Annotated in this window: 16 protein-coding genes; 8 read left to right on the forward strand and 8 right to left on the reverse strand. The window is 66.0% G+C overall.

Annotation, left to right across the window (positions count from 1 at the left end; genetic code table 11):
- The first annotated feature begins 3 nt into the window (after nucleotides 1-3).
- The 5 genes from ASILVAE211_RS13670 (at nucleotide 4) to ASILVAE211_RS13690 (ending at nucleotide 5,952) form a co-directional block, all read left to right on the forward strand.
- Nucleotides 4-183 carry a hypothetical protein gene (locus ASILVAE211_RS13670; RefSeq protein ID WP_227321883.1) on the forward strand — a complete coding sequence of 60 codons (180 nt, stop codon included), beginning with the start codon at nucleotides 4-6 and terminating at the stop codon, nucleotides 181-183.
- Between the two features lie 101 nt (nucleotides 184-284).
- Nucleotides 285-995: a hypothetical protein gene (locus ASILVAE211_RS13675; protein ID WP_227321884.1), complete on the forward strand. Its 711-nt coding sequence runs from the start codon at nucleotides 285-287 to the stop codon at nucleotides 993-995.
- A gap of 182 nt (nucleotides 996-1,177) precedes the next feature.
- Complete coding sequence (gene murJ, locus ASILVAE211_RS13680; protein ID WP_227321885.1) at nucleotides 1,178-2,755, forward strand: murein biosynthesis integral membrane protein MurJ; 1,578 nt, start codon at nucleotides 1,178-1,180, stop codon at nucleotides 2,753-2,755.
- An 86-nt stretch (nucleotides 2,756-2,841) separates the two neighbouring features.
- Nucleotides 2,842-4,593 carry a beta strand repeat-containing protein gene (locus ASILVAE211_RS13685; protein WP_227321886.1) on the forward strand — a complete coding sequence of 584 codons (1,752 nt, stop codon included), beginning with the start codon at nucleotides 2,842-2,844 and terminating at the stop codon, nucleotides 4,591-4,593.
- A 156-nt stretch (nucleotides 4,594-4,749) separates the two neighbouring features.
- Complete coding sequence (locus ASILVAE211_RS13690) at nucleotides 4,750-5,952, forward strand: extracellular catalytic domain type 1 short-chain-length polyhydroxyalkanoate depolymerase (RefSeq protein ID WP_227321887.1); 1,203 nt, start codon at nucleotides 4,750-4,752, stop codon at nucleotides 5,950-5,952.
- Nucleotides 5,953-6,041: 89 nt separating this feature from the next.
- Here the strand turns inward: ASILVAE211_RS13690 and ASILVAE211_RS13695 are convergent, their stop codons facing one another.
- The gene (locus ASILVAE211_RS13695) at nucleotides 6,042-7,103 is read right to left on the reverse strand and encodes an SDR family oxidoreductase (protein ID WP_227321888.1); all 1,062 of its coding nucleotides are present in this window, start codon (nucleotides 7,101-7,103) and stop codon (nucleotides 6,042-6,044) included.
- A gap of 96 nt (nucleotides 7,104-7,199) precedes the next feature.
- On the opposite strand from ASILVAE211_RS13695, the gene ASILVAE211_RS13700 reads away from it, so the two are divergent.
- Both ASILVAE211_RS13700 and ASILVAE211_RS13705 read left to right on the forward strand, forming a co-directional pair.
- Nucleotides 7,200-7,610 carry a winged helix-turn-helix transcriptional regulator gene (locus ASILVAE211_RS13700; protein WP_227321889.1) on the forward strand — a complete coding sequence of 137 codons (411 nt, stop codon included), beginning with the start codon at nucleotides 7,200-7,202 and terminating at the stop codon, nucleotides 7,608-7,610.
- Nucleotides 7,603-7,896, forward strand: coding sequence for a hypothetical protein (locus tag ASILVAE211_RS13705; protein WP_227321890.1), 294 nt, complete (start codon nucleotides 7,603-7,605; stop codon nucleotides 7,894-7,896). Before ASILVAE211_RS13700 ends, ASILVAE211_RS13705 begins: the two co-directional genes overlap by 8 nt.
- 163 nt (nucleotides 7,897-8,059) lie before the next feature.
- Here ASILVAE211_RS13705 and shc read toward each other — a convergent pair whose 3' ends face one another.
- The 6 genes from shc to hpnA are packed head-to-tail and all read right to left on the reverse strand — an operon-like array spanning nucleotide 8,060 to nucleotide 15,133.
- Complete coding sequence (gene shc, locus ASILVAE211_RS13710; RefSeq protein WP_227321891.1) at nucleotides 8,060-9,997, reverse strand: squalene--hopene cyclase; 1,938 nt, start codon at nucleotides 9,995-9,997, stop codon at nucleotides 8,060-8,062.
- Nucleotides 9,998-10,004: 7 nt separating this feature from the next.
- A complete protein-coding gene (hpnE, locus tag ASILVAE211_RS13715; RefSeq protein ID WP_227321892.1) occupies nucleotides 10,005-11,273 on the reverse strand; it encodes a hydroxysqualene dehydroxylase HpnE in 1,269 nt (422 codons plus the stop codon).
- Nucleotides 11,270-12,142, reverse strand: coding sequence for a presqualene diphosphate synthase HpnD (gene hpnD, locus ASILVAE211_RS13720; protein WP_227321893.1), 873 nt, complete (start codon nucleotides 12,140-12,142; stop codon nucleotides 11,270-11,272). Before hpnD ends, hpnE begins: the two co-directional genes overlap by 4 nt.
- Nucleotides 12,139-12,993: a squalene synthase HpnC gene (hpnC, locus tag ASILVAE211_RS13725; protein WP_227321894.1), complete on the reverse strand. Its 855-nt coding sequence runs from the start codon at nucleotides 12,991-12,993 to the stop codon at nucleotides 12,139-12,141. The genes hpnD and hpnC overlap by 4 nt, the downstream gene beginning before the upstream one ends.
- Nucleotides 12,990-14,126 (reverse strand): glycosyltransferase, encoded by a 1,137-nt coding sequence (locus tag ASILVAE211_RS13730; RefSeq protein WP_406566065.1) that lies wholly within the window; start codon nucleotides 14,124-14,126, stop codon nucleotides 12,990-12,992. Before ASILVAE211_RS13730 ends, hpnC begins: the two co-directional genes overlap by 4 nt.
- A gap of 2 nt (nucleotides 14,127-14,128) precedes the next feature.
- Nucleotides 14,129-15,133: a hopanoid-associated sugar epimerase gene (hpnA, locus tag ASILVAE211_RS13735; RefSeq protein WP_227321896.1), complete on the reverse strand. Its 1,005-nt coding sequence runs from the start codon at nucleotides 15,131-15,133 to the stop codon at nucleotides 14,129-14,131.
- Nucleotides 15,134-15,291: 158 nt separating this feature from the next.
- On the opposite strand from hpnA, the gene ASILVAE211_RS13740 reads away from it, so the two are divergent.
- The gene (locus tag ASILVAE211_RS13740) at nucleotides 15,292-16,293 is read left to right on the forward strand and encodes a lysylphosphatidylglycerol synthase domain-containing protein (protein ID WP_227321897.1); all 1,002 of its coding nucleotides are present in this window, start codon (nucleotides 15,292-15,294) and stop codon (nucleotides 16,291-16,293) included.
- Between the two features lie 15 nt (nucleotides 16,294-16,308).
- On the opposite strand, the gene ASILVAE211_RS13745 is transcribed toward ASILVAE211_RS13740, so the two are convergent.
- A complete protein-coding gene (locus ASILVAE211_RS13745; RefSeq protein WP_227321898.1) occupies nucleotides 16,309-17,628 on the reverse strand; it encodes an NAD(P)/FAD-dependent oxidoreductase in 1,320 nt (439 codons plus the stop codon).
- Nucleotides 17,629-17,685 lie beyond the last annotated feature (57 nt).

Raw genomic sequence — 17,685 nt, forward strand, 5'->3', positions numbered from 1 at the left:
GCCATGACCCCAGACCCGATGATGACCGCCCGCCGCCCGGATGGATCGCTGGCACCGCTGCCCCGTGCCAAGCTCGGTCGCTTCGCGCTGTCGCTGCTGTATCTGCTGCGCGTCTATGTGCTGATCGCCATTCCCATCGTCGCCTATGCCTTCATCCGTGCCCTGCATCAGGCGCCGCATTGAAGACCCTGCCGGGCAAGCCCAGCTGACGCTGCGACAGCTTTCTTGGCGGCGGCGAAAGCGGCCGGGTATAGAGGGGCCGATGAGCGAGCGAGGAACAGAGAGTGAGCGACGGGTCTGGCGATAACTACGAAGCCGACGATATGGACCAATGGGCCAATACCATTGGTGACGACGAGGAACTGGCCACGCTATGGGCCGCCCTCCTGGCGGCCATCGCGGAAGCCGGACCGAAGGAGCTGGAAACCAGCCTGGCCACGCATTTCGCGACGCTCGGCGCGCGCAGCCGGCGCACGACGGAAGGCCTCATCCTGGCAGTGATCGCCGCGACCGCCGCCGAAGGCCCGGCCTGGGATGACTGGCGCGTGGTGCTGCATCGGCATTTCGCGCGGGACGAGCGGATGGACCTCAGCGTCGCCGCCGCCATCCTGACGGAATGGCGGAAGGAGGAGACCCCGCCCGACTGGTATTCCCTGCCCGACCGCGTCACCGAACGCGTCTTCCGGTCCTATGTGCAGGATATGCGCAGCCTGCTCGATCTGCTCGATAAGCCGGACGAAGCCGCCGCAGCGGCGGCTGGCCTGGTGACCTTGGCCAGCGAATTATTCGATGTTGCCATCGCCATGGAACCTGAAGCGGTCGAGGAATTGCAGCATTCGCTGGAAGCGGCCGAGCTGATCCAGTCGGTGCAGCAAAAACTGTCCGAAACATCCGAAGAGCAGCCGGCGGCCATCGCCCAGAACCTGGCCAAGGCGCAGGCGCTGATCGAGGTGACGCTGCGGCAGCTTGAGATCGGGCCTTCTGTGGTGCATTAGGCTTCGTCCATCATGACGGCCACTGACATGTAGTGGCGCTCTATCGGGTAGATGCCCGGCATGAAGCCGGGCATGACACGTAAACAATCGTCATCCCCGGGCTTGTCCAGGGGATTTACCCCGCGATGCGCCATTGCTGGCTGAGGAAAGCCCGCGACTCTCGCTCAACCCTAAGGACATCCATGGCCCTGCTCCGCCGGGTCGCCACCGTCGGCGGCTATACGATGATCAGCCGCGTGCTCGGCTTCGTGCGCGAAATCCTCACCGCCTCGGCGCTGGGTGCGGGGGCCACCAGCGACGCGTTCTTCGTGGCGCTGCGCCTGCCCAACCTGTTCCGCACGCTCTTCGCGGAAGGCGCCTTTTCGGCCGCCTTCGTGCCGCTGTTTTCCGGCATGATCGCGAAGGACGGGCGAGACGTCGCCATGCGCTTCGCCCAGGATACCTTCTCGGGCCTGCTGACGGCGCTGACCATTTTCACCATTCTGGGCGAGATTTTCGCCCCCGCCATCCTGCATGTGGTGGCGCCCGGCTTCGACGCCGACCCCGCGCATTTCCGCCTGACGGTGGAGCTGACGCGCATCACCTTTCCCTATCTCGCCTTCATCTCTCTCGCTTCCTTCCAGGGGGGCCTGCTGAACGCGGTCGATCGTTTCGCGGCCACCGCCGCGACCTCCATCCTGCTCAATGTCTTCATCATCGCGGCCCTGCTGATCCATCCGGTGACAGGCCAGAACCTGTCGCTGTCGGTGACGCTGGCCGGCATCGCGCAATGCCTGTGGCTGGCCTGGTCCTGCCGCCGCGCGGGCCTGAAGCTGGGCATGCCGCGCCTGCATCTGTCGCCCGAACTGCGCCGGCTGATGCGCGTCATGCTGCCCGGCGTCTTCGGTGCCGGGGCGACGCAGCTGAACCTGATGGTCTCGACCGCCATCGCCTCGTTGGCCCCCGTGGGCTCGGTCTCCTATCTCGCCTATGCCGACCGGCTGAACCAACTGCCGCTCGGCGTCGTCGGCATCGCGGTCGCGACCGCCATTCTGCCCACCCTCTCGCGCCACATCCGCCGCGGCGAGGATAGCGCCGCCCTGCATACGCAGAACCGGGGCCTGGAACTGGCGCTGCTGCTGACCCTGCCGGCAGCGGTGGCCCTGTTGCTGGAAAGCCATGCCATTTTGCAGGTGCTGTTCGAGCGTGGAAAATTCGGCCCGCATCAGGTGGCCGAGGTGGCACCGACCCTGGCCGCTTACGCCTTCGGCCTGCCCGCCTTCGTGCTCATCAAGGTCGTCATCACCGATTTCCTGGCGCGGCACGACACGCTGACGCCGGTCAAGGTCGCGGCCAGCGCCATGGCGGTGAATATCGTGCTGACGATTACGCTCGGCCTTTATTCCGGCCTGGCCCATGTCGGCATCGCGCTGGCGACCTCCATCGCCGGCTGGGTCAATGCCGGCAGCCTGATGGTGATCTCCTCCCGCCGCCGGCATTTCTCTCTGGACCAGCGCAGCCGCCGCAGCATCCCCCGCATTCTGCTGGCCGCCATGGGCATGGGGGCGGCATTGATCGGCGTGCAGCATCTATTGCAGCCGGGCCTGAACGCACATCATCTTCTGCTGCGATTGATTGCACTTTCGTCACTTGTCGGCAGCGGAATGGCAGTCTTCGCCCTGCTATGTCTGGTCCTTGGCGTCGCCCATCCGCGCGAGCTGAAGCGGATGCTGCGGGGCCGGCGCGGTGCGACGGCACCCACCACCGAGACTGTGCCGTGAGATTGACCGGCGGAATGGCAAGGTTCAGTCTCACACTGGAATAATGACGGCCCGGCAAAGCTGCGGCCTTTCGTGAGGGGCCGAGCATGTCCGACACCATCAGTGGCGCGCCGAGCGTTTCGGACTATCTCAACGCGTCCTACTGGGCCTATTCCCAGGCCGGCACGCCCTATCCCGATCGCGACACGACGCTGCCAACCGGCTTCAGCTATTTCACCGTGAATGGCCAGAACCTGATCGAATACGACCCGGCTGTCGGCCTGTATGCCGCTGCGGTCATCGATTCTTCGGGCAATCTGCTGGTGACCTTCGAAGGTACGAACGTCCATACCGGCAATGACACATTCACCGCCGCGCAGATCCTGGACGATGCGTCCATCGTCGAGGGCATCAATGCCCCATCCTATCAGCCGGCGCTGACCTTCACCCAGACCGTGCTGGCCGATGCGGAAGCCGCTGGGTACAGCGTGTCGAATATCTTCGTCACCGGGCATTCCCTGGGCGCGGCCGAAGCGGAATATGTCGCAACGCAGACCGGGCTTTCCGGCACCACCTTCGGCACGCCCGGCATCCCGACAGGCGATATCCCGGCCAGCACCACGTCCGTCATGACCGATTACGTGGAACGCGGCGATCCGGTCGGCAATTACGCGGTCGGCTGGAATGATCAGCCCTTGCTGCAGGCCCAGGACGTGCAGCATTTCGGCACGGCGGTTGTCCTTGGCAGCTATGAAAGCGCGGCTCTGATTTATGCCGCCGACGCGACCTATGTCGCGGCCATCAATGCGCCGACCAAGGCTGAGGAAGTCGCCGGCATCGCCGCGGCGGCGGCCACGCTTTACAAGGCGGCCGTCGAATATCATGCGCTGACAACCTATGCCCGTGACCTCGGCGTCACCATCACCGGTGCCAGCGGCTCGACCGATGGGGCCGACGGCGGCACAGCCCTGATTGCCGGCCTCTTCGGCAGCATTCCCGGCGTCACCGTTTTGCCGAATGGCGCGCTGAACGTATCGGGCGCCGACCTGACGGCGCCGGGTGCGGTCACCGTGTCCGCAGCCGGGCTGACGCTTCCCTCTGTCACCCCCAATGCCTCACTGCCACTGCTGAACCCCTTGATCAATCTCAGCCTGCAAAGCGACGGCCAGGGCGGGACGACGATCAGCTTCAGCGCGGCGTCCGACGGCATCGTGTTTGGCGGCAGCAATGGCGCCACCATCCAGGGCGACGGCGCCCCGCTGACCTTCATCGGCGGGTCCGGCGCGGTGTCGGTCATCGGCGGCAGCGGGGCCGCGACGCTGTACGGATCAACCAGCAGCACGACCACCACCTTTCTGGTCGGCGGATCGAGCAACAGCAATCAGCTCTATGGCGGCGCAGGTGCCTCAACGCTTGTGGCCGGCAGCGGTGCCTCCACCCTGGTCGGCGGCAGCGGCCCCACGCTGTTGATGGCCAATGGCGCGAACCCGGACGAGATCGTCGCCGGGTCCGGCGCCAGCACCGTCAACGGCCTGTACGGCAGCGGGCCGGAAGCCGTCTTCGCGGGATCGGGGGGCGACATCATCGCGCTTGGCAGCGGGGCCGATTCCGCCTTCGGCGGCAGCGGTGTCGCCAGCATCATCGGCGGCAGCGGGCCGGATGTTTATGGCTTCGTGAATGGCCATGCCGGCGGCAGCGACATCATCGTCGGGCTGAAGGCGAACGACGTCATTGCCTTCGGCGGTTACGGCGCCACCCCCATCACATCGGAAGGCGTAGTGAAGGGGTCCGACCTCATCACCCTTTCGGACGGGACGGTGATTCTCCTCGCGGGGATCGACCATAAAATCTTCAATTGACCGGCTGATTTCGGGTTCAAAACCGTTTAAGTCAGGTCAGGCGCGCAGGGCAGATGCCCCACCAAACGCTTGCGGCTTTTGTTGCAGTGCACCATCTTCGCTGTAGCGAATAGCGGCAATCTGTGCCGCCCAAACCCATGACAGTCAGAGTTCTTGATGGCTCTCCTCCTCGGTCAGGATAGCATCTTCGGTCAGTTGCTGAACTTCACCCCGCACCCGCTGGTCCAGGCCATGCTGGATGGCGGCAGCGAGGCAGAGGATGATCAGGATCTGACCGTGACCCGCGATTTCGGCGCCAATCCCGGCAATCTGCGCATGCTGTCCTTTCGCCCGGCCGGGCTGCCGGATGGTGCGCCGCTTGTGGTGGTGCTGCATGGCTGCAAGCAGACCGCCGGCGCCTATGACCGTGGTGCCGGCTGGTCGCAGCTGGCGCAGGAATTCGGCTTCGCCGTGCTGCTGCCGGAACAGCGGCGCCTGAACAACCCGCAAGGCTGCTTCAACTGGTTTCAGCCCGAGGATGTCAGCCGGGACGAGGGCGAGGTCGCCTCCATCGCCAGCATGATCCGTTTCCTGCTGCGGGAGGAGCGGCTGGATGCCGGCCGCGTCTTCATCACCGGCCTGTCCGCCGGCGGCGGCCTGACGGCCGCCATGCTGGCAACTTACCCGGAGCTTTTCGCGGGCGGCGCCATCATCGCCGGCCTGCCCTTCGGCAGCGCCAATGGCGTGCATGAAGCCTTCGGCGCGATGGGCCAGGGCCGCATCCGCCCGGCGCGGGAATTGGGGGATCGCGTGCGCGCGGCCTCCCGCCATCACGGCCCTTGGCCGACGGTCTCGATCTGGCAGGGCGAGGCCGATACGACCGTCAATCCGGTCAATGCTACCGAACTGGTGAAGCAATGGACGGATGTCCAAGGCATCGACGGCCAGGCGCCGGAGCAAAGCATGATCGGGCCGGTCAGCCATCAGGTCTGGCGTAACGGCAAAGGCCAGATGGCGGTCGAGCTGTATCGCATTCCCGGTTTCGGCCATGCAACGCCGATCGACCCGATGGCGCGGCCCGCTGTCGCCCGCTGCGGCTCGGTGACCGCCAGCCGCTATATTCTGCCGGCCGGCATATCGTCGACCTATCGCATCGCCGAAAGCTGGGGCCTGACGGGTGAAGGCCTGTCCCGCCGCCGCGACAGCGCCTGGGACAAGGGACCGGGAACGCCCTTCGGCGGACATCAGCTGTGGCAGAATCTGATGCCCGGCGGGATGACGGTGCTGAAGGAGATGACGGCCGAGCTGACCGCACCCGATACCGTGCTGGGCCGCGTGCTGCGCTCCACCGGCCTCATCGACACCAAGGGCCGGAAATAGCAGCCGCTTTAGTTTTGTTAGGTTTCGATTGAAACACCGTCATCCCCGTGCCTGTCACGGGGATGACGAGCGACCAACTTGGCCCGGCCTTACGGGATCAGACGGTCGGCCCGCAGCCGCTCGAAGAGCGTGAAGAAAGCATCGTCGGTCGGCTGATAGTCCAGAAATCCCAGGCGACGGCTTTTGGACATATCCGTCACCACCTCAATCGGCCGGCCGAGATCGGCATCCGTATGCCAGGGCGAGACGAGGCGGTTGATATCGGCTTCCGCCAAATCGTGCTTGGCCGCGATGTCGGCCCAGATCGGCGCGTCACCGGCCATCTGGCTTTCCAGCGGGCGGATGGTGCCGTCGAAAGGCTGGGCTTCAATGCCGAACCAGCCCGCGATCCGCTGCCACATCCAGCTCCAGCGGAACACATCGCCGTCCACGACATTGAACGCCTCATTGAATGCGGCCGGGGTTGTTGACGCCCATAGCATGTGGCGGGCCAGCTGATGCGCTTCCGTCATATCGGTCAGGCTGGTCCATTGCGCGGGCGAACCTGGGAACTGGAAGGGCCGGCCTGTCACGCGGCAGATGGTGGCATCGACGGCGAGCGTGGTCCCCATGTTCATGGCATTGCCCACGGCCTTGCCGATGACGGTATGCGGCCGATGAATGGACCAGGTGAAGCCGTCCCGCGCGGCGGCGGCGTAAACCTCATCCTCCTGCGCGTAATAGAAATTCTCGATATCCAGCCGCGACTGCTCCTCCCGGAAGGGCGTCGCGGGCAATGTGCCTTTGCCATAGGCCTCGAACGGCCCAAGATAATGCTTAAGGCCGGTGACGAGGGCGACATGGCGCACCGAGCCCGCCGGGCGCAGCGCATCCAGCAGGTTGCGGACCATGGCGCTGTTGACGCGGATATTCTCGGCTTCCGTCGGCTGGCGCAGCCAGGACGTGATGAAGACATGGCTGGGCGTCTGGCCGGCCAGCGCTGTTTTGAGTGAGGCCGGGTCGAGCAGATCGGCCGCCACCTTCGCCATGCCGGCAGGGCCTTCCGGCCGGCGCGCGAGACCCGCGACCTGCCAGCCGCCATCCGTCAGCACCTCGGCCGTCGCCGCACCGATGATACCGCTGACGCCCGCGATCAAAGCCTGGCCTGTCATGGCAACTCCTGTTTTCTTGTTCTTGCTTCACATAGTCAGGCATTCGGCATCGGGCTAGAAGGCACCCGGACGGGACATAGATACCTGGAGGTAACCATGCCAGATTCCATAATGATGGCGCCACCGGCCGATGATGAGTGGCGGGAGGATTGCGCGCCGCGCCGCGTGCTGGAGATTTTCGCCAGCAAATGGACCAGCATGATCCTGCATGCGCTGGACGCCCGGCATGGCGGCACCGCGCGCACCGGCGTGCTGCTGCGCAGCCTGCCCGGCATTTCCAAAAAGATGCTGACCCAGACGCTGCGGGATATGGAGGCATCCGGCCTTGTCAGCCGGCGCGTCTATGGCACCGTGCCGCCGGCGGTCGATTATACGCTGACGCCGCTCGGGCATCGCTTCGTCGAGCCGCTGGAACTGCTGTACGGCTGGGCGCGGCGGAATGCCGATGCGCTGGATGCGTTGACGACACAGCGGACCCTGCGGGAGACGAGCAAGACCCATGGGTGAGAAGAAAAAGCAGCGTCTGGCGGAAGCCGAGGCGGCAAAAACCCTGGCGACGATCGCAGACACGCCGCCGCATGGCGATGAGGCGACGGAGGCCGCTGCCGTGCCGCCTACAGCGGAAAGCGTGCCAACGCATCCGGAGGAATTGCGCGCCAGCGTGACCTTGCGCATCGGCGACAAGATCAGCCTGTCCGCGACGGCCCGCGCGACCCCGGCCGGGCTGGTGGCCAGTGCGCTGATCGTCACGGCGGCGATGGTGCCGCTGATCTGGATTACCCGGAGAAGGTAGACACTTGTTTAGTCATCCCCGGCCTTGCCGGCCGCGCCTTGTGCCGGGGATCTACCCGTCTTGGCGCCCACACGCCGTCATGGCGCCGCAAGGGGGTAGGCCCGGGGCGCGCAGCCCGCGGAACAAGTCCGCGGGCGACAGCTAGCAGCGCAGAGCGCGCCCCTCAGAAACCCCACTGCACCTGACGGCTATTGCCCTGTTGCAGGTTGCGGTAGCGGGCCATGGCCATCAGCGGAAAGAACAGCCGGTAGCCGTGATAGCGGAGGTAGAAGACCTTCGGAAAACCGACGGCGTTATAGGGCGCTTCGTCCCACTCCCCATCCGGCTTCTGCACCGATTGCAGCCAGGCGATGCCGCGCGCGACGGCCGGATGATCGGCCTGCCCCGCCGCCATCAGGCCCAGCACGGCCCAGGCCGTCTGGCTGGGCAGGCTTTCATGATATTCGCCCTTGGGCGCGCCTTCGAAACTGGCGGCATCCTCGCCCCAGCCGCCCTCGGGCCGCTGCTTGGACATCAGCCAGGCCACCGCGCGCGCCACCATCGGGTCTTCCTGCGGCACGCCGGCGGCGTTGAGCGCGCAAAGAACCGACCAGGTGCCGTAGATGTAATTGGTGCCCCAGCGGCCGAACCAGCAGCCTTCCTTTTCCTGATCGGCGCGCAGGAAGTCCAAGGCGCGGGCGATCACCGCCAGGTCTTTGGCATGACCGAGCTGGGCCAGGAAGGACACGCAGCGCGCCGTCACATCCGCCGTCGGCGGATCAAGCAAGGCGCCGTGGTCGGCGAAGGGAATATGGTTGAGAAAGTCATGGTTGTTGTCGGCGTCGAAAGCGCCCCAGCCGCCGTTCTTGCTCTGCATGCCGATGACCCATTCACGCGCACGCGCGACTGACTGCGCATGGGCCGGGTCACCGTTGCGGTGCAGCAGCATGCCGACGACCGCCGTGTCGTCGACGTCGGGGTAATGATCGTTATTATATTGGAAGGCCCAGCCGCCGGGCGGCACATCCGGCTTGATTTCGGCCCAGTCGCCCCGCACCTCGGTGATCTGCTTGCCCAGAAGCCAATTGGCGGCGGCTTCCACCTCGGCCGCGCCCAGGCCCTTGGACTCGGCCATGGCATGGGCGGCCAAACCGGTATCCCAGATCGGCGACAAGCAGGGCTGGCAATAGGCTTCGCCGTCCTTGACGGTGACGAGATTCTGCACCGATTTCCAGGCAATGGCGAAATCCGGGTGATCCGGCGCATAGCCCAGGACATCGAACATCATCACGGAATTGGCCATGGCCGGGTAGATGGCGCCCAGCCCGTCCTCGCCGTTCAGACGCTCATGCACCCAGGCGACCGCGCTATCCACATGCTTCTGCCGGCGCGCGGGTGCGACCTTCGGGTCCACCTTCTGCAACACGGTGTCGATGGCCTTGAAGAGATGGCCCCAATTGCTGCGATAGGGACCGCGCATCCAGTCCGTCACCTGCTCCGGCGGGGTCGCGAAGAGCTCGGCCACGTGAATCTCGCGCGGATTGCGGGCGCGCGGCTTCAGCGACATCAGCACCAGCAGCGGCACGATGACGGTGCGCGACCAATAGCTGACCTTGAGGAGATGGAAGGGAAACCACTGCGGCAGGCCCATGATTTCGATCGGCATCACCGGCACGGCGCGCCAGGGCACTTCCCCGAACAGGGCCAGCTGAATGCGCGTGAAGACATTGGCGCGCTCGGCGCCGCCGGCGGCCAGGATTGCGCGGCGGGCGCGGGCCATATGCGGGGCGTTGATATCGTCGCCGATGGCCTTCAGCGCGAAATAGGCTTTGACACTCGCTGAGATATTGAACGCGCCGCCGTGATACAGCGGCCAGCCGCCGTGCTCGCCCTGGATACGCCGCAGATACACGCCGATCTTCTGTTGCAGCGGGTCGTCGATGCGGTCGAGATAATGCTCCAGCAACACATATTCGGCCGGAATGGTCGCGTCGGCCTCGAGCTCGAAGACCCAATGGCCGTCGCCGTTCTGGCGTGACGTGAGGGCGGCTTCGGCGCGGGCAATCGCTGCCGTCAGATCCTCGGTCGCAGTTGTGGTGTCGAGCAGAATATCGTGCGGCATCGTGGTTTTATATATGCCTCATCAGCATGCGAGCGGCGGATTCGCCGGATAGAATACTGCCTTCAATCGTCGAGGGCAGACCTGTATCGGTCCAGTCGCCCGCCAGGGCAAGGTTTGCAAGTCCTGAGCCGCTGGCGGCTGGCCTGCGTTTTTGTTGCAGTGCGGTGGCAGCGAAGGTGGCGCGCTTCTCCCGCACCAGGCGATAGGCCGGCATCGCCGCGGGCAAAGCCGGATAGGCGGCGCGGCAATCGGCCCAGCATCGCGCGGCCATCTCCTCGTTCGGCATCGCCGCCCAGCGGTTGGCGGCGCTGATGGTGACGGAGACGATGCCGGGCCGGACAAAGACCCATTCGGCCAGGCCGCCGACGACTCCGGTAAACAGCGCCTCAGCCGGCCGCGCCTCGGCCCGGAAATGGATATTGGCGATGGCCTGGAAAGCGTCCGGCACCGTCAGGTCCGGCAGCAAACCGCCCGCGACGGGCGCCGGCACGGCGAGGACCACGGCATCTTCTGATCCCAGCGTCACCACGCCATCGGCGAAATGCAGCGCCGAGGCTCGGCCATCAGCGCGGTCGAGCGCGGTCAGGCGGCGGCCAAGCCCAACAGACGCGCCACGGGCGGCCAGCCAGGCGATGGCGGGGTCGATGAAACTTTCGGACAGGCCTTCGGCCGGCACCAGCGGCAGGCAGGCGGCTCCACCGGCACCCAGCGTCTGCGCCACAATCGCCTGCATCAGCGGCGCATAGGCCTCCTCCGGCATGGTATTGAGGCCGGCAATGGCCAGCGGCTCCAGCAGCCGGCGATAAACCGGCCCGGCATCGCCGATGGCCTCGGCGACCGACCCTTTCGCGCCCCTCAGACGCAGCAGCGACAGATAGTCGCGCCAGGTCGTGCCCGGCACGCGACGGCTGCGGTCGAAAATCCAGAAGGGAATGCGGCCCCTATCCAGCCTCAGCAGCCAGCGCGCGCCGTCTGCCCGGTCGATGAAGGGGAAGACCGGCGTCTTCGGCCCGACCATCGTCGCCCGCGCGCCGATGCGGTTGAGATAGCGCATAGCGCCTGGGTTGCCCGACAGAAGAAGGTGATTACCGTTGTCGATGCGGCAGCCGAGTTCACGGTCGAAATAGGAGCGGCAGCGCCCGCCGGCCTGCGGACCGGCCTCATGCACCGTCACGTCCCGGCCCGCCTCGGCCAGTACCATGGCGGCCGAAAGACCGGCGAGCCCAGCGCCGATAACGTGGACGCGGCCTGCTTTTCCGGCAGACGCCACGGTCAAGCCGTCAGCATCCGTATGGCGAAGGCCAGCTTCTTCCATTTCGGCAGGCTGACACGCTCGGCCGGCCGCGCGAAACCCGTGCGCTCCATCTGCGTCAGCATGGCCTTATAGGGTGCCGCCATCAGCCGCGCCGGCTTGATGGCCTTTTGGTCGCAAAGCCGCATCGCTTCCTCGGCCCCGGCATAATGGTCGCGCGCCAGGGCGGCAACACGCTGGCAGACGCGCGGCAGGCCGGGCGATTTCAGCGCCGCCTGCGGATTGGGCGGCACGCCCTCCTCCGCCAGCCACTCGCGCGGCAGATAAAGGCGCGAACGCTCGGCGTCCTCGCCCACGTCACGCAGGATATTGGTGAGTTGCAGGCCGCGACCGAGGCAATAGGCGACGCGGTCGGCGGCGGGGGAACTGTCGCCGAAGGCACGGACGGAGAGACGGCCGACGGCGCTGGCGACGCGATCGCAATACAGATCCAGCACGGCCATGGGGGGCGCCACGATTTCACGCTCGGCATCCATCTGCATGCCGTCGATGATGGCCTGAAAGTCGATGGCGCGGAGGTCGAAGGCGCGCGTGGAGAGTAGCATCATGCGGGTCAGCGCGCTATCGGTGCGGCCTTCCAGCAGCGCGCTGACGCGGTCGCGCCAGCCGTCCAGCATTTCGCGCTTGGCGACCAGTGCGCCGGGCTCGTCGGCGATATCGTCCACCACGCGGCAGAAGGCATAGATGGAATAGACCGCCGCCCGCCTGTCCGGCGGCAGCATGCGCATGCCCCAGTAGAAGGACGAGCCCGAGCGGCGCACGATGGTTTCGATCTCGGCGAGGTCGGCGGGCCGTGCGCCCAGCGGCGGCACCGGCAGCTTGGCGAGGCTCATAGCGCGTAGCCCAGCGCGGCGATGAGCGCGAAAGCCGCGTCGATCTTCGACAGCTTCACGCGGCCGGCGATGGGGTCTTGCCCGCGCAGGCGCTGCGTCAGGCGGCGGGAGATTTTCAGGATCACCGCCGTTTCCAGCCGCAGGCGGCGGTCACGCACACGGCGCGGCAGGGCGACGGCTTCGGCATTCAGCCGCGCGCATTGCGCCAGAAGGTCATCGAAGACCCGCCGCAGGCCAGGAGTTTCGGCATGGCCGGGAAGATCGGAGATTTGGGCGGAATAGGCTGTCATGAGATCCTGAGGCAGGTAGCAACGGTCCAGCGCCGCCAGATCCTTCTGGCAGTCTTGAAGATGGTTCAGCACCTGCAAAACGGCACAAAGCGCGTCCGAGGGCGGAAAGGTCGTCGTCTCGTTTTCGCCGTGGACCGCCAGCATGTAGCGGCCGACCGGCATGGCGGAGAAGCGGCAGTAATCATACAGCTCGTCCCAGGTCGCGTAGCGCGTCTTGGTGGCGTCCTGGCGGAAGGCGATCAGCAGATCGGTCGCATGACGCGGATCGACGCGGGTTTCGGCCAGCGACAGGCGCAGCTTGGCGGCGCTGGGAGACCCACCCGTGCGGCGTCCCAGCAGCACGTCTTCCATATGATCCAGCCGGCGGATTTTCTCCTCCGCCGACAGGTCCGGGCTGTCGCCGATATCATCGGCGTTGCGCGCGAAATCGTAATAGGCATGAACGTGGCGGCGCAGATCGGCGCGGATGAGCGCGCCCACCGGAAAATTCTCGTCCGCCTTGTCCTTGCCGGACCAGGTTTCGACATTTTCGATATCGGTCGCGATCAGGTCAGCGCTCACGATCCGCCCTCGACATAGACCCGGTTCTTCCACATCACGCTGCGCCCCCGCATATGATTGACGGCGGAGCCGACAGTTGCCGCCATGTAGAACAGGGCGATGAGCGGGAGAAAGATCCCCCAGAGCGGCGACAGGCCATAGCGGCGGATGCTGGGCACATAGCTGCCCGCCATCAGCACCCAGGCGATGAGGCCGAAGGCGCGAGCCGCGCCGTGGCCGAAAATAGCGCCGGCCGGCGGCAGCAGCCAGACCAGCAGCATGCCGACAATGGTGCCGAGCAGATTGAGGGGCGAGAAGCCGAGCTGGACATAGGCCGAGCGGGCGACCATCGCCCAGATATCGCTGAAATGCGGATAGAGGCGGATGGAGCGCGCGCGCTTGGTATGGCCGAGCCAGGTACGGCCACCGCTTTTTTTCACCGCCCGGCCCAGCGTCACGTCATCGATCAGCGCACCGCGCATAACCTCGATGCCGCCGATACGGTCCAGCGCGGAACGGCGGATCAGCACCGTGCCGCCGGCCGCGCCGCCGACACGACTAGCGGGGTCATCGACCTTGGCGAAGGGATACAGAAGCTGGAAGAAATAGACGAAGGCCGGCACCAGCGCGCGTTCGGCGAAGCTGTCGCAGTTCAGCAGCACCATCTCGGACACCATATCGTAGCGCCCGGCCTCGGCCTTGGCGACGAGCCGGGCGAGATGATCGGGGTCATGCGCGATATCGGCATCCGTCAGCAGGATGAGATCGGCGGAGGTTGCGGCCACGCCCTGGCGTACGGCCCAGAGCTTGCCGCTCCAGTCCGCGGGCTTGTCGGTACCGGTGATGACCGTCAGCGGGTTGGGCGCGCCGTCCGCCGCCGTGCGCGCTATAGCGGCCGTGCCGTCCGAACTGCCATCATCGACCAGAAAGACCCTGATCGCCGCCCCACCCGGCATGACCTGCCGCGTCAGCGACCCGATGGCAGCCGCGATGCTCTCGGCCTCGTCCCGCGCCGGGACGACGATATCGACGGCGGGCAGCCGCAGGCCCATGGGCGCCGGCGGCAGGATGGGCCCCGCCTGCCAGAAGCGGCCGTGGCAGAAGATCATCCCGCACCAGATGAGCAAGGCGAGAAGCGTGAGCGCCGCGAGCAAAGTCATGCCTTGAGATAGCCGTGCTGTTCGAACCAGAGAATGGCATCGCGCACGGCCTCGATGGCCGGGCGATAGGTATAGCCCAGCGTCTGCTCGGCCTTGGCGGAGGAGAAATACATCATCTTCTTCGCCATCTTGAGATGGTCGCGGGTCAGGCGCGGTTCCTTGCCCGTGACGCGCGCGACCTGCTCGGCGATCACCGCCGCCGGCATCAGCGGCGCAATGGGCAGGCGCACGCGGCGGGAGGTTTTGCCGACGACCGTATCGACCAGGCCCAGCACTTCGCTCATGGGGATATTCTGGCCGCCGAGAATATAGCGCTCACCGATTTCGCCATGGTCCAGCGCCATCAGATGGCCGGCGGCACAGTCATCGACATGCACGACCGAGAGGCCGGTATCGACATAGGCCGGCATGCGGCCGAGCGCGGCGTCACGGATCATCACGCCGGTCGGAGTCGGCTTGACGTCACCCGGGCCGATGGGCGCGGCGGGATTAACGATGACCACCGGAATGCCTTCGTCGGACAGCTTGAGCGCCATCTGCTCGGCGAGGAATTTGGACTTCTTATAGGTGCCGACGACCTTGTCATAGGTGATCGGCGTATTCTCGGTCGCGGGCGGGCCGCCCTTGGGGTTGAGGCCGAGCGCCGCGACGCTGCTGGTATAGATGATGCGTTCGACACCGGCGGCGTAAGCCAGTCGCAGCAGATTTTCGGTCGCCTGCACATTGGTCGCGATCATCGCCTCGGGGTTCGGCACCCAGATACGATAATCTGCCGCAACATGAAAGACATAGCGGCAATCCTTCACAGCGCGCGCGAGGCTGTCGCTGTCATTCAGATCGCCCTCGGCGAATTCCGCCGGCAGGTCCGTCAGGTGCTTGCGTATGGATGAGCCGCGCACCAGCAGCCGCAGCGGATGGCCGCGTGCGGCCAGCGCACGGGCGACCGCCGCACCCACGAAACCGCTCGCCCCGGTGACAAGGGTCAGATTGTCTCGGGCCAAGGCTTCCTCCTCAATGCTGCATCGATGGACATGAATTGGCGCGCCCTCATGGGGCCGGTATAGAAGCCACCGACGCCCCTGGCGCAAGCGCGTATCCAAGGCAAGAGACAATTGATTGACCATTCCAAGGCCCGGTTCGCGGGCATGACGGCTTCGGCATGAAACGGCTTTCCTTCGTATTCATGCTGGGCGGAATCCTTCTGGGTATTGCCATCGTCTTCGGCTTCGGCGCGCGGCATGTGCTGGAAGCGACGCTGTCTGTCGGCTGGCTGGGCTTCGCCGAACTGATTGTGGCGCAGCTTGCCATTTCCATCCCCCTCGCCTTCGCCTGGCTGGTCATTCTGCCCTGCCGGACCTGGCCGATGCTGCCGCGTCTGTATTGGGGACGGCTGGTGCGCGAGGCCGGCGGGCGCTTTCTGCCCTTCCTGCCGGTCGGCGGCTTTGTCATCGGCGCCCGCGCCATGACGCTGGTGGGCCTGCCGATGGCACTGTCGGCGGCCTCCACCTTGGTGGATGTCGCCGCCGAATTCACCGCCGAGGTCATGTTCGCGGCCCTCGGGCTCGCCATCCTGCTGGTCTGGCAACCGCATTCGGACCTCATTCTACCCGTCGGCGCCGGCATTGTGGTCGCGGCGGTCGCCGCCGCGATTTTCATTGCCCTGCCCGGCCAAGGCACAAGGCTGGTGCAGAAGCTGGCGGCGCGCATCGGCAAGGGCGAAGGGCGCGCGCTGGGGTCGCTGGACAGCATGGCCAGCCAGTTCGACGCCATCTATGCGCGCAAGGCCGCCATCATCGGCGCGGTTCTGCTGCATTTCCTGGCCTGGCTGGGCTCCGCCGCACAGTCCTGGCTCGCCTATCATCTGCTCGGTGCGCCGATCACCCTCAGCCAGGCGCTGGTGATCGAAGCGCTGCTGCGCGCGGCGCTGAGCATGACCTTCTTCATTCCCGGCGCCGCCGGCGTGCAGGAAGCGGCCTATGCCGGCATCGGCGCCATTTTCGGCCTGCCGATCGAAATTTCGGTCGCAGTATCGCTGCTGACCCGCGCCCGCGACCTTGTCATCGGCCTGCCGGCCTTGCTGCTATGGCAGTATCTGGAATTCCGCCGGCTGAAAGCCGGCGGCAGCGGCAAGCTGCCCGACATGGGCGCTGCCGCGTCCTGACAGGCCCCTGTTCCCCTAGTCCAGCTTCACCGGCGCCCGCACGCGGGCGTTGAGCCAGTCCAGGAACCAGACGATACCGCCGCGCCAGAAGCCGAAAATCTTCTGCTGATGGCCGCGATACAGCATCTCGTGACTGAACTGCGCCAGCCGCCCCCGGAAGGTGACGCCCCGGAACAGGCCCAGGCGGCCAAGCGACGCGAAGGCGTCGTATTCCGACAGAGAGACGATGGCGCCCATGTCCTTGTTATGGAAGGGCGGCGGCGGCCGGCCGCTGGCGATCCAATAGGGTAGATAGGTGACGAGGTGATGCGCCTGCTGGTGGGCCACCTGCGCCGTCGGCGGCAAAGGATGTGACGCGCCTGCCGGTTGCAGGCTGGCGCAATCCCCCACCGCGAAGATGGACGGGTCGCGCGTGGTGGCCAGATTGGGCTCGATCCTGAGCTGGTTGTTGCGGCCGGTCTCCAGCCCGTCCAGCGACGCCAGCAAGCCAGGCGCCTTCACGCCGGCCGCCCAGACTTTCAGTCCTGCCGTCACTTCCGATCCATCGGCCAGGGTGAAGCCTGTTTCCGTCGCGGCGGCGACCTTGGCGTTGGTCATCACCTTGATGCCGATGGAGGTCAGCCGGCGCTCGGTCGCGGCCGAAATATCCTCGGGGAAGGCCGGCAGCAGGCGCGGCCCGGCTTCCATCAGCGTCACCGTCATCAGCCCCGCCAGGCCCTTGGCGCCCAGGCCGGTGGAAATATCCAGAAGCTGGATCAGCTCGGCCGCCAGTTCCACGCCCGTAGCGCCGCCACCGACGATGGCGATGGACAAGGGCTGCTCGAAGGCCACAGCCTGAAGCATGCGCGTGCGGACCTCGTGATTGAAGGCAATGGCCTGGCGCCGCGAATCGATGAAACGGCAGTGATCCTTCACGCCCGGCGTGCCGAAATCATTAGCCTCGCTGCCGATGGCCAGCACCAGCGTGTCATAGGCAATGCGCCGTTCGGGAATGACGGTACGGCCATCGGGTGCCATCAATGGCGCGACGACGATCTCCTTCGCCGCACGGTCCAGGCCGGTGAGCGCCCCCGGCTGATAGGCAAAACCGGCGTCGCGGGCTTGCAGGACGAAGGCGAGATTCTGCTGCGCCACGTCCCGCGTGCCGGCCGCGATGGTATGCAGGATCGGCTTCCAGACATGGGCGAAATCGGCATCGACCAGGGTAATCTCGGGCGCAGATTGGCCGCGACGCCGTGCGCCACGCCATTTTCGGCCGAGGCTCGTCGCAATCTCAATGCCGGCGACGCCGCCGCCCACGATCACCAGTTGATACGGCTTGCCCTTGGCCGGCATTCCCAAAACTCCATCCATCATATTCGATGAGAGATTTGGCGATGCTTGGCGCCGACG

The organism is Acidisoma silvae (genome assembly GCF_020618775.1).
Lineage (GTDB): Bacteria > Pseudomonadota > Alphaproteobacteria > Acetobacterales > Acetobacteraceae > Acidisoma > Acidisoma silvae.

What these genes read in the sequence shown, in the direction of transcription:
- ASILVAE211_RS13670 (WP_227321883.1), top strand. Translation starts at nt 4, where the DNA reads ATGACCCCAGACCCGATGATGACCGCCCGCCGCCCGGATGGATCGCTG.
- murJ (WP_227321885.1), top strand. Translation starts at nt 1,178, where the DNA reads ATGGCCCTGCTCCGCCGGGTCGCCACCGTCGGCGGCTATACGATGATC.
- ASILVAE211_RS13685 (WP_227321886.1), top strand. Translation starts at nt 2,842, where the DNA reads ATGTCCGACACCATCAGTGGCGCGCCGAGCGTTTCGGACTATCTCAAC.
- ASILVAE211_RS13690 (WP_227321887.1), top strand. Translation starts at nt 4,750, where the DNA reads ATGGCTCTCCTCCTCGGTCAGGATAGCATCTTCGGTCAGTTGCTGAAC.
- ASILVAE211_RS13695 (WP_227321888.1), bottom strand. Translation starts at nt 7,103, where the DNA reads ATGACAGGCCAGGCTTTGATCGCGGGCGTCAGCGGTATCATCGGTGCG.
- ASILVAE211_RS13700 (WP_227321889.1), top strand. Translation starts at nt 7,200, where the DNA reads ATGCCAGATTCCATAATGATGGCGCCACCGGCCGATGATGAGTGGCGG.
- ASILVAE211_RS13705 (WP_227321890.1), top strand. Translation starts at nt 7,603, where the DNA reads ATGGGTGAGAAGAAAAAGCAGCGTCTGGCGGAAGCCGAGGCGGCAAAA.
- shc (WP_227321891.1), bottom strand. Translation starts at nt 9,997, where the DNA reads ATGCCGCACGATATTCTGCTCGACACCACAACTGCGACCGAGGATCTG.
- hpnD (WP_227321893.1), bottom strand. Translation starts at nt 12,142, where the DNA reads ATGAGCCTCGCCAAGCTGCCGGTGCCGCCGCTGGGCGCACGGCCCGCC.
- ASILVAE211_RS13740 (WP_227321897.1), top strand. Translation starts at nt 15,292, where the DNA reads ATGAAACGGCTTTCCTTCGTATTCATGCTGGGCGGAATCCTTCTGGGT.
- ASILVAE211_RS13745 (WP_227321898.1), bottom strand. Translation starts at nt 17,628, where the DNA reads ATGCCGGCCAAGGGCAAGCCGTATCAACTGGTGATCGTGGGCGGCGGC.